9 protein-coding genes and 1 pseudogene are annotated in these 11,155 nt (G+C 61.7%); all 10 read left to right on the plus strand.

The window, feature by feature from the left end; all coding sequences use genetic code 11:
* Positions 1-41 precede the first annotated feature (41 nt).
* The 10 genes and pseudogenes from arnB to QMX91_RS01985 all read left to right on the plus strand — a co-directional run bounded on the left by arnB (position 42) and on the right by QMX91_RS01985 (position 11,056).
* The gene (gene arnB, locus QMX91_RS01940; protein ID WP_027611948.1) at positions 42-1,190 is read left to right on the plus strand and encodes a UDP-4-amino-4-deoxy-L-arabinose aminotransferase; all 1,149 of its coding nucleotides are present in this window, start codon (positions 42-44) and stop codon (positions 1,188-1,190) included.
* Positions 1,187-2,218, plus strand: coding sequence for an undecaprenyl-phosphate 4-deoxy-4-formamido-L-arabinose transferase (gene arnC, locus QMX91_RS01945; RefSeq protein WP_134786352.1), 1,032 nt, complete (start codon positions 1,187-1,189; stop codon positions 2,216-2,218). The genes arnB and arnC overlap by 4 nt, the downstream gene beginning before the upstream one ends.
* A complete protein-coding gene (gene arnA / locus QMX91_RS01950) occupies positions 2,215-4,206 on the plus strand; it encodes a bifunctional UDP-4-amino-4-deoxy-L-arabinose formyltransferase/UDP-glucuronic acid oxidase ArnA (protein ID WP_282412174.1) in 1,992 nt (663 codons plus the stop codon). Before arnC ends, arnA begins: the two co-directional genes overlap by 4 nt.
* On the plus strand, positions 4,206-5,090 hold the full coding sequence (gene arnD, locus QMX91_RS01955; protein ID WP_098963996.1) for a 4-deoxy-4-formamido-L-arabinose-phosphoundecaprenol deformylase: 885 nt from the start codon (positions 4,206-4,208) through the stop codon (positions 5,088-5,090). The genes arnA and arnD overlap by 1 nt, the downstream gene beginning before the upstream one ends.
* The gene (gene arnT / locus QMX91_RS01960; RefSeq protein WP_223007467.1) at positions 5,087-6,736 is read left to right on the plus strand and encodes a lipid IV(A) 4-amino-4-deoxy-L-arabinosyltransferase; all 1,650 of its coding nucleotides are present in this window, start codon (positions 5,087-5,089) and stop codon (positions 6,734-6,736) included. The genes arnD and arnT overlap by 4 nt, the downstream gene beginning before the upstream one ends.
* On the plus strand, positions 6,733-7,077 hold the full coding sequence (gene arnE, locus QMX91_RS01965) for a 4-amino-4-deoxy-L-arabinose-phosphoundecaprenol flippase subunit ArnE (RefSeq protein ID WP_097089729.1): 345 nt from the start codon (positions 6,733-6,735) through the stop codon (positions 7,075-7,077). The genes arnT and arnE overlap by 4 nt, the downstream gene beginning before the upstream one ends.
* Positions 7,074-7,487, plus strand: coding sequence for a 4-amino-4-deoxy-L-arabinose-phosphoundecaprenol flippase subunit ArnF (gene arnF, locus QMX91_RS01970; protein WP_223007468.1), 414 nt, complete (start codon positions 7,074-7,076; stop codon positions 7,485-7,487). Before arnE ends, arnF begins: the two co-directional genes overlap by 4 nt.
* Positions 7,484-8,844, plus strand: a pseudogene (locus QMX91_RS01975) (UDP-glucose/GDP-mannose dehydrogenase family protein). The gene arnF and the pseudogene QMX91_RS01975 overlap by 4 nt, the downstream one beginning before the upstream one ends.
* A gap of 15 nt (positions 8,845-8,859) precedes the next feature.
* Positions 8,860-10,458 (plus strand): glycosyltransferase family 39 protein, encoded by a 1,599-nt coding sequence (locus QMX91_RS01980; protein ID WP_223007469.1) that lies wholly within the window; start codon positions 8,860-8,862, stop codon positions 10,456-10,458.
* A gap of 79 nt (positions 10,459-10,537) precedes the next feature.
* Positions 10,538-11,056: a GNAT family N-acetyltransferase gene (locus QMX91_RS01985; protein ID WP_223007470.1), complete on the plus strand. Its 519-nt coding sequence runs from the start codon at positions 10,538-10,540 to the stop codon at positions 11,054-11,056.
* Positions 11,057-11,155: the final 99 nt, after the last annotated feature.

Below are 11,155 nucleotides of genomic sequence, written 5' to 3' on the forward strand. Positions count from 1 at the left end.
TTACGTGAGTCCATCCTTTTATTTTTTGCAATGAGGTGCCCATGAGTCAGGCGTTTCTCCCCTTCTCCCGCCCAAGTATTGGCGATGAGGAAATTGCCGCTGTCGAGCAGGTGTTGCGCTCGGGCTGGATCACCACGGGGCCGAAAAACCAGGCACTCGAAGAGCAGTTTGCGCAGTACGTGGGTTGCAAGCACGCGGTGGCCTTGTCTTCGGCCACCGGCGGCATGCACATCACGCTGCTGGCCCTGGGCATCGGCCCGGGCGACGAAGTCATCACCCCGTCGCAGACCTGGGTCTCGACCGCCAACATGATCTCCCTGCTGGGCGCCAAACCGGTGTTTGTCGATGTCGACCGCGACACGCTGATGACCGACGCTGCGCGCATCGAAGCGGCCATCACCCCGCGAACCAAGGCAATCATTCCAGTGCACTACGCCGGTGCTGCATTCGATCTCGATCCGCTGTATGCCCTGGCCGACAAGCACGGCATCCCGGTCATCGAAGACGCCGCCCACGCCGCCGGCACCCGCTACAAGGGGCGCCACGTCGGTTCGCAAGGCACGGCGATCTTCTCGTTCCATGCGATCAAGAACATGACCTGTGCCGAAGGCGCGATGTTCGTCACCGACGACGAAGCGCTCGCCAGCCGCGTGCGCATGCTCAAATTCCACGGCCTGGGCGTTGACGCCTATGACCGTCTGACCGGTGGCCGCAAGCCGCAGGCGCAAGTGATGGAACCGGGCTTCAAGTACAACCTGGCCGACATCAACGCCGCGATTGCCCTGGTGCAGCTGCAACGTCTGGACGAAATCAACGCCCGGCGCACCGAACTGGCCACCAGCTACCTGCAAAAATTCGAAGGCCTGCCGGTGCAACCGCTGGCCCTGCCCGCCTATGCCCAGCAACACGCCTGGCACCTGTTCATCCTGCGCATCGACAGCGAGCGTTGCGGCATGGATCGCGAAGCCTTCATGAAGGCGTTGCAGGATCAGGGCATCGGCACCGGTATCCATTTCATCGCCACCCACCTGCACACCTGGTATCGCCAGCGTGACCCCGACCTGTACCTGCCCAACACCGAATGGAACTCGGCGCGGCTGTGCTCGATTCCGCTGTTCCCCGACATGACCGGTCAAGACCTTGACCGGGTGGTCGGTGCCATCGCACACATCATGGAAAAACGCCTGTGAAACCTTATCCAATCCGTAGCGTGTCGATCGTCATCCCGGTCTACAACGAACAGGAAAGCCTGCCCGAGCTGCTGCGTCGTACCGAGGCGGCCTGCCGCCAACTGAATCACGATTTCGAAATCGTGCTGGTCGACGACGGCAGCCGCGACGAATCGGCGAACATGCTCGAAGAAGCCGCCGGGCGTGAAAACAGCCCGTTCGTGGCGGTCATTCTCAACCGCAACTATGGTCAGCACGCCGCGATCATGGCCGGTTTCGAACAGTGCAAGGGCGACGTGGTGATCACCCTCGATGCCGACCTGCAGAACCCGCCGGAGGAAATCCCCCGGCTGGTGGCCGAAGCCGAAAAAGGTTACGACGTGGTCGGCACCGTGCGCGGCAATCGTCAGGACTCGGCGCTGCGCCGTTATCCTTCGAAGCTGATCAACCTCGCCGTGCAACGCTCCACCGGCGTCGCCATGAGCGACTACGGCTGCATGCTGCGCGCCTACCGCCGCACCATCATCGACGCGATGCTCGCCTGCCGCGAACGCAGCACGTTCATCCCGATCCTGGCCAACAGCTTCGCCCGTCACACCACCGAAATCGTCGTGGCCCACGCCGAGCGTGAACACGGTGACTCGAAATACAGCCCGATGCGCCTGATCAACCTGATGTTCGATCTGGTCACCTGCATGACCACCACCCCGCTGCGTCTGTTGAGCATCGTCGGCTTCGCCATGGCCGGATTGGGCGTGCTGTTCGCGATTGCGTTGATTGTCTTGCGTCTGGCCTTCGGTGCCGGTTGGGCCGGTGACGGTACCTTCGTGCTGTTCGCCGTACTGTTCGTGTTCACCGGTGGTCAGTTCATCGGCATGGGGCTGCTGGGTGAATACCTCGGCCGCATGTACAGCGATGTGCGCGCCCGTCCACGTTTCTTCATCGAAAAGGTGTTGCGCAGCCAGCCGGCCGATCCGGCCCCTGCCGTCACCGTTGATGGTCTTTCTTCTACCGCTACTTCTTCCACTTCCGATCAGGTTCTCTCATGAGTGCAAAAACTGTTGTCTTCGCCTACCACGATATTGGCTGCGCCGGCATTGAAGCCCTGCTCAACAGCGGCTTTGACATTGCAGCAGTGTTCACTCACGCCGACGATCCGAAAGAAAACGCGTTCTATGCGTCGGTTGCCCAGCTGTGCGCCAACAAAGGCATCCCGGTCCACGCCCCGGAAGACGCCAACCACCCACTGTGGATCGAGCGCATCGCCAAGCTGGACCCGGAGTACATTTTCTCCTTCTACTACCGCAACCTGCTGAGCGAACCACTGCTGGCCCTGGCCAAAAAAGGCGCGTTCAACCTGCACGGTTCGCTGCTGCCACGCTATCGCGGCCGCGCTCCGGCGAACTGGGTGCTGGTCAACGGCGAAACCGAAACCGGCGTTACCCTGCACCGCATGGTCAAGCGCGCTGATGCCGGCGCCATCGTTGCCCAGCAGCGCGTTGCCATCGAGCGCAGTGATACCGGCCTGACCCTGCACGCCAAACTGCGCACCGCCGCCAGCGACCTGCTGCGCGACACCCTGCCGAACATGCTGCAAGGCAAGATCACTGAAACTCCGCAAGACGAATCGAAAGCCACCGTGTTCGGTCGTCGCACGCCGGCGGACGGCAAACTGGTCTGGGCCAAACCGGCAGAAGAACTGTTCAACCTGGTGCGCGCCGTCACCCGTCCTTACCCGGGCGCGTTCTGCGCCGTGGGCGAACACAAGCTGATCGTCTGGAGCGCTGAAGTCGTCAAGGGCAACGAAGGTCAGGCGCCAGGCCGCGTGATCAGCGTCGATCCGCTGCGCATTGCCTGCGGTCAGGACTCGCTGGTGATCAACGCCGGTCAGCGCAACGACAACGGCCTGTACCTCAGCGGCCCGCAACTGGCCAACGAACTGGGTCTGGTCGATGGCTCGCTGCTGCGCGGTGCCGAATCCGGTCGTGCGCCACGTCGTACTCGCGTACTGATCCTGGGCGTCAACGGTTTCATCGGTAACCACCTGTCCGAGCGTCTGCTGCGTGACGACCGCTACGAAGTCTACGGTCTGGACATCGGCTCCGACGCCATCGAGCGTCTGCGCAGCCACCCGAACTTCCACTTCGTCGAAGGCGACATCAGCATTCACTCCGAGTGGATCGAGTACCACATCAAGAAGTGCGACGTGGTCCTGCCGCTGGTGGCCATCGCCACCCCGATCGAATACACCCGCAACCCACTGCGCGTATTCGAGCTGGACTTCGAAGAAAACCTGAAACTGGTTCGCTACTGCGTCAAGTACAACAAGCGCGTGATTTTCCCGTCGACTTCGGAAGTCTATGGCATGTGCCAGGACAAGAACTTCGACGAAGACAGCTCGAACCTGATCGTTGGCCCGATCAACAAGCAGCGCTGGATCTACTCGGTTTCCAAGCAACTGCTGGACCGCGTGATCTGGGCTTACGGCGCCAAGGGCCTGAACTTCACCCTGTTCCGTCCGTTCAACTGGATGGGCCCGCGTCTGGACCGTCTGGATTCGGCGCGTATCGGCAGCTCCCGCGCCATCACCCAGTTGATCCTCAACCTGGTGGAAGGTACGCCGATCCGTCTGTTCGACGGTGGCGAGCAGAAGCGTTGCTTCACTGACATCGCTGACGGCGTTGAAGCCCTGGCGCGGATCATCGACAACGACAACGATGTCTGCAACGGCCAGATCATCAACATCGGCAACCCGGACAACGAGGCCAGCATCCGTCAACTGGGCGAAGAGCTGCTGCGTCAGTTCGAAGCGCACCCGCTGCGTCACAACTTCCCTCCGTTCGCCGGTTTCCGCGACGTGGAAAGCAAGGCGTTCTACGGTGCCGGTTACCAGGACGTGGAACACCGCAAGCCAAGCATCGCCAACGCCAAGCGCCTGCTGAACTGGGAGCCGACCGTGGAAATGCGCGAGACCATCGGCAACACCCTGGACTTCTTCCTGTGTGAAGCCATGCTCGAAATCGCGGACAAGAAGTAATGCAGGCAGGTCTTCGTATCGATGTCGACACCTACCGTGGCACCCGTGAAGGTGTGCCGCGACTGTTGGAGATGCTCGACGAGGCGCAGGTCAAGGCAACGTTTTTCTTCAGTGTCGGCCCGGACAACATGGGTCGACATCTGTGGCGCCTGATCCGCCCGCAGTTCCTCTGGAAAATGCTGCGCTCCAACGCTGCCGGCCTCTACGGCTGGGACATTTTGCTGGCCGGCACTGCCTGGCCCGGCAAACCGATTGGCCGTGATCTCGGGCACCTGATGCGTCAGGCCCGGGACGCCGGTCACGAAGTCGGCCTGCACGCCTGGGATCACCATGGCTGGCAGGCCAACGCCGGGCGCTGGAGCGACGCGCAACTGATCGAACAGATCCGGCGCGGCGTCGACACCTTGAGCGACATCCTCGGCGAAAAGATCCAGTGTTCGGCCGCCGCCGGTTGGCGTGCGGACGAGCGCGTGATCGAGGCCAAGCAGACCTTCGGCTTTCGCTATAACAGCGATTGCCGCGGGCAGAGCCTGTTCCGTCCGCTGCTGGCGGACGGTTCGCTGGGCACTCCGCAGATTCCGGTGGACCTGCCGACCTTCGACGAAGTCGTCGGCCCGCACGTGGCGGCGAAGGACTTCAACGCCTTCATCCTCGACCGGTTCCAGGCGCAAGCACTCAACGTCTACACCATTCATGCCGAAGTAGAAGGGATTCTGATGGCTCAGGACTTTCGTCAATTGCTGGCCGATGCACGCCAGCGCAATATTGACTTCAAACCCTTGGGCGACTTGTTGCCCGAGTTTTTCAACACCCTGCCCGTGGGCCGCGTGCAACGCGGTGTGCTCGAAGGCCGTGAAGGCTGGCTGGGAGTGCAAGGCGCATGACCAGACGCTGGGCACTGCCGCTGTTGGTCGGCCTTTGTCTGCTGGCCTATCTGTTGCCGTTGAGCACCCATGGCCTGTGGATCCCCGACGAAACCCGCTACGCACAGATCAGCCAGGACATGCTGCTCAGTGGCAACTGGGTGTCGCCGCATTTCATGGGGCTGCGGTATTTCGAGAAACCGATTGCCGGCTACTGGATGATCGCCATCGGCCAGGAATTGTTCGGACAGAACCTGTTCGGCGTGCGCTTCGCCTCGGCACTCAGCACGGCGTTGAGTGTGCTGCTGGCCTACCTGGTCGCGCGCAGGTTATGGAACGATCCGCGCAAGAGCTTCGTCTGCGCCCTGCTCTACATGAGCTTTACAGTCGTCGCCGGTCAGGCCGGGTACGCCAACCTCGATCCGCAATTCACCTTCTGGGTCAACCTGAGCCTGGTGGCGCTGTGGTTTGCGCTTGACAGCAAAAGCACCGGGCACCGTCTGGGCGCCTGGGCGCTGCTGGGGCTGGCCTGCGGCATGGGTTTCATGACCAAGGGCTTTCTCGCCTGGTTGCTCCCGGTACTGATCGCGTTGCCGTGGATGCTCTGGCAGAAACGCTGGCGTGAACTACTGGTGTTCGGTCCGGTGGCGATTGCCATCGCGATCATCGTCAGCTTGCCGTGGGCACTGGCGGTGCACGCGCAGGAGCCGGATTACTGGCGGTTTTTCTTCTGGCACGAACACATTCGCCGCTTTGCCGGTGACGATGCGCAGCACGATGCACCGTGGTGGTTTTACCTGCCGCTGCTGGTGGCGTTCAGCCTGCCGTGGGTTGGCCTGTTGCCGACCGCGTTCAAGCAAGCCTGGCAAACCCGGGCCCAGCCGAACATGGTCTTTCTGTTGTTGTGGTTGTGGCTGCCGCTGGGCTTTTTCAGCCTGAGCAACGGCAAGCTGCCGACCTACATTCTGCCGTGCCTGTTGCCATTGGCACTGCTGCTGGGTAATGCGCTGGCTGATCGCTTGCGTCTGGAACAAGGTCGGGCGCTGGGGATCAACGGTCTGCTGAACCTGCTGCTGGGTGTGGTCACCCTGATCGCACTGGTTTACCTGCAACTGAACAAACCGGTGTACGACCACGAACTGCACAGCCTGGTGCTGGTGTTCATCGCCCTGATCGGCTGGATCATCGCCAACCTGGCGCAAGCGTTCCTGCCGTTGCAGTGCTGGGCGGCGCCGGCGCTGGGCAGTCTGTTACTGGCCGGGATCCTGCCGGCGGCGTTGCCCAAGTCGGTGGTGGCCAACAAAACCCCGGATCAGTTCATCCGGCACCATGTCACCGAACTGTCCGGCACCACGCACCTGCTGAGCAATGATCTGGGTGCGGCGGCAGCGCTGGCCTGGCGCATGAAACAACCAGAGGTCGCGCTGTACAACACGGTCGGCGAACTCAAATACGGTCTGTCCTACCCGGAAGGCGCTGAACGCCGACTCACCAAGGACAACGTTCAACAATGGGTACGCGAAGCGCGCCGCAGCGGATCGGTCGGTGTGCTGATGCGCGTCAAGGGCCAGGACGAGCTCGAAGAGCTGGATCTGCTGCCCAAGGACGGTACCCGTTACGAATCGGGCAATCTGGTGATCATGGTGCTGCCCAAGGATCCGTCATGAGTTGGTTGCTGTTACTGACGGCGTGTCTGCTGACGTGCCTGGGGCAAGTCGCGCAGAAATTCGCCGTGGAGAGCTGGCGCGGCGTTGATTCGTCCTGGGCCGACAAACTGCGTTCGCCGTGGTTGTGGCTGGCGCTGTTTTCGCTGGGTAGCGGGCTACTGGTCTGGCTGCTGGTGTTGCAACGTCTTGAAGTGGGCATCGCTTACCCGATGCTCAGCCTCAACTTCGTGCTGATCACCCTGATTGCCCGCTTCGTCTTTCGCGAGCCCATCGACCGCCAGCATTGGCTGGGCGTGGCGCTGGTGATCGGCGGCGTGGTTTTGCTGGGGCAACAGTCATGAACCAGGCTCGTGGAATCGGTTTTGCTCTGGGCAGCGTAATGCTGGTCAGTGGCGCCCAACTGGGCATGCGCTGGAGCATGACGCGCCTGCCGCAACCGGAACAATGGCTGACGGCGCTGAGCGCCGGCAGTGTCGATCTGTCGGCACTGGCCGTGGTGGTGGCGGCGATTTTCGCCTACGCCCTGTCGATGCTCTGCTGGCTCGCGGCATTGCGCGATCTGCCGCTGGGCCGGGCTTATTCACTATTGAGCATCAGCTACGCGCTGGTGTACCTGCTGGCGGCCAGTCTGCCGCTGTTCAACGAATCGTTCAGTTTCACTAAATCGCTGGGCGTGGCACTGGTCATGCTCGGGGTCATCACTATTAACACTCGTCCGTCTCGTGCGCCCGAATTCAGGAGTGCTCCATGAAAATCACAGTATTTGGTAGCGGTTATGTCGGTCTGGTGCAGGCCGCCGTGTTGGCCGAAGTCGGTCACGACGTCGTGTGTATGGACATCGATCAGAAGAAAGTCGAACTGCTGCGTCAGGGTCACGTCAGCATCTTCGAACCGGGCCTGTCGAGCCTGGTGCGCGAAGGCCTGGACTCCAGCCGCCTGCATTTCACCTCCGATGAAAAACTTGCCGTACAGCACGGTCGTGTTGCGTTCATCGCCGTCGGTACACCGTCCAGCGAAGACGGCTCGGCCGATCTGAAATACGTGCTGTCGGTGGGTGACGCCGTGGCGCGCCACCGTGAGCAGCCGCTGATCCTGGTGGAGAAATCCACCGTACCGGTCGGCACCGGCGACACCCTGCGTGCACACATTCAAGCCGCACTGGACAAGGCCGGTCGTGAGCTGCAGTTCGATATCGTCTCCAACCCGGAATTCCTCAAGGAAGGTTCGGCGGTGTCCGACTGCCGTCGTCCGGACCGCATCGTCATCGGCTGCGAAGGTGACGAAGTGCGCGATGTGATGCGCGACCTGTACTCGCCATTCAACCGCAACCATGACCGCATCATGTTCATGGACCTGCGCAGCGCCGAGCTGACCAAATACGCCGCCAACTGCATGCTGGCGACCAAGATCAGCTTCATCAACCAGATCGCCGAACTGGCCGAACACCTGGGCGCCGACATCGAGTCGGTGCGTCAGGGCATCGGTGCCGACACGCGCATCGGTTACCACTTCATCTACCCCGGCTGCGGTTATGGCGGTTCGTGCTTCCCCAAAGACATGCGCGCGCTGATCCACAGTGCCGAACAGGCGCATTGCTCCAGCGACCTGCTGCAAGCGGTCGAGGCGATCAACGAGCGGCAGAAGCACAAGCTGTTCGACCGCATCAACGCCTTCTACAAGGGTGATCTGCGCGGTAAGACCTTCGCCCTGTGGGGCCTGGCGTTCAAGCCAAACACCGACGACATGCGCGACGCGCCGAGCCGTGTACTGCTCGATTCGTTGTTCGCTGCTGGCGCCAGCGTTCGCGCGTTCGACCCGGAAGCGATGCAGGAAACCCAGCATCTGTATCCGAACGAAGAAAAACTGATGCTGATGGGCACTCCGGAATCGGTGCTGGCGGGTTCCGATGCGCTGATCATCTGCACCGAATGGCAGCAGTTCAAGGCGCCGGACTTCGACCTGATCGAGCAACGCCTGAAAGCCCCGGTGATCTTCGACGGCCGCAACCTGTACGACGCCGAGCGTCTGGCACGCAACGGCTTCAAGTACTTCCCGATCGGCCGTGGCGATTCGCGCAAACTGCCGATCCCGCTGCAACAGTGGCCTAACAAAGCGGACGTCGCTTGATCACGTTGTCGCCTGTCATCCGCCGGCAGTCCCTGATCGCAGGGCTGCTGGCGCTGTTGCTGTTCATAGCCGGGGTTTACGGACAGGCTCCCATTGGCTTCGATTCACGGTTCGTACTGTTTGCCCAGGAAATGCTGAGACACGGGCCGACCGTATTCCCGACCACATACGGTCAACCTTACGCCGACTATTCAGCGCTCTCGACGCTGTTCATCTGGCTGTTGTCGTTGCCCTTCGGCGCGATCAACACCCTGACGGCATGGCTGCCGAGCGCGATTGCCGGCGGCGTGATCGTGACGTTGATGTATCGGTTGCTGGCGGTGCATTCGCAACGCTGGGCCCTGATCAGCATCGCGCTGTTGATGCTCACCAGTACCTTCGTCACCGAAGTGCGCGCGGTGTCGCAAGACCTGATGCTCGCCGCCGTGGCGCTGTCGGTGTTTTACCTCGGCTACGCACACGACCACTTCGGCTCGCGCCGGCGCTGGCCGCTGATCTTTGTCCTGCTGTTGCTGGGCTTCGGGATTCGCGGGCCTATCGGCCTGGTGGTACCGACCGGCATGCTCTGCAGTTACTACCTGCTCAACCGTGAGTGGAAACGCCTCTTCGTGTTCGGCGTGATCGCTTCTGTGTTACTCGCAGCGTGTGTCAGCCTGCTGTTGTGGCTGGCGAAACTCAGCGGTGGCGAAGCCTTCCTGCAGGACGTGATCCGCATGCAGTTCATGGGGCGCATGGACGGCAGTGAGGGCGTCAGTGGTTCGCTGTATTACTTCACCAGCTCCATCGGCAACTACGCACTGGCGTATCCGCTGGCGATTCTGGCGTTGGCCGCGACCTGGCTGAGCAAGCCGCATCAGCGCGGGCCGGCCTTGCGTCTGGTGCAATACTGTGCGGCCGCCGGGCTGATCGTCATGGTCGGTCTGTCGATTCCACAGGCGAAGAAGGCGCGTTACCTGCTGCCGATGTTGCCGATGGCGGCGATCATCGCGGCGTACCCGTTTCAGGTGCTGCACGGACGAGTGTTCCGCGTATTGCGTGGGGTAATTCAAGGCATTTGGCTGGTGACACCGGGGCTGTTGATGGTGGCCCTGCTGGTTGCCAAGCGCCGTTTTCCCGAGCAGCTGGACGGCATCACCCTGGTGCTGGTCGTGCTCGGCGTTCTGCAATTGCTCGCGTTGTCGCGCCTGATGGTCCCGCGCTGGCGGGCCGAAGTGTTGGCGCTGTGCTCGGTATTGGCGTTGTGGACGGTGTATGCCGCGGTGTTCGAACCGGTAGAGCGACGTCTGTACGACACGCAGGCCTTCAGTCGTGCTGCCTTCGCGCAGGTGCAGCAGAACCCGGCCCCGCTGGTGCTGCACGGCATGGGCAAAGACGCCAAGGCGATCAAGTTCATGGTCAACGTCGAGCAGGATCTGCAACCGCAGTTCACCGAAACAGTCCAGCAACTCGAAGCCCTCAAAGCCCCGGCCTGGCTGATGATGGACAGCAAGGACCTGCAATCGCTGCAAGGCACCTCGCTGGCCAGCCTGCAACCGGTGCTGACGGGGCGTTTCGACAAGAACGATTACGTGCTGTTGTATCTGAAGCCCTTGTAGGAACTGATTGAGGCTGCGATCTTTTGCGCTTTCAGGAAAAAGATCGCAGCCTGCGGCAGCTCCTACAGGGATTTTTACCATGAGTTTTGTTGTACGCCGGGCGCGGCAGAATGATGCCGCCGCCCTCCCCGCCATCGAACGCTCGGCCGCCGAGCTGTTTCGCACAGATCCGACCCTCGCCTGGCTTGCCGACACCGACGTGGCCAGCGCCGCGCAACACCGCCAAGCCATCGACAATGCCTACGTCTGGGTCGCCGAAACCACCTCGGCGCAACTGGCAGGGTTTATCCGCGCGCTGGATGTTGGCAACCAACTGCACATTGAGGAACTGTCCGTCGGCCTGGTGTTTCAGGGTCAGAGCGTGGGCCGTCAACTGCTGCTGGCCGCGATTGAACATGCCCGCCGTGAGCAGATGCACGCCGTGACCCTGACCACGTTTCGCGACGTGCCGTGGAATGCGCCGTTTTATCAGCGGAAGGGGTTTGTGGAAGTCGCACCCGGTGAGCACGAAGCGCATTTGCTCGATGCTCTGCAGAAAGAAATCGAGCATGGCTTTGCCGCCGAGCGACGCTGCGCCATGCTCCTGCCCCTCGATTGATAACACCGCCAATCCCCTCTGTGGGAGCGGGCTTGCTCGCGAAGGCGGTGTGCCCGCTGATAACGATGCTGGATGTGCCGGCCCCTTCGCGAGCAAGCC

Source organism: Pseudomonas sp. PS01299 (genome assembly GCF_029960145.1).
GTDB classification, from domain to species: domain Bacteria; phylum Pseudomonadota; class Gammaproteobacteria; order Pseudomonadales; family Pseudomonadaceae; genus Aquipseudomonas; species Aquipseudomonas putida_A.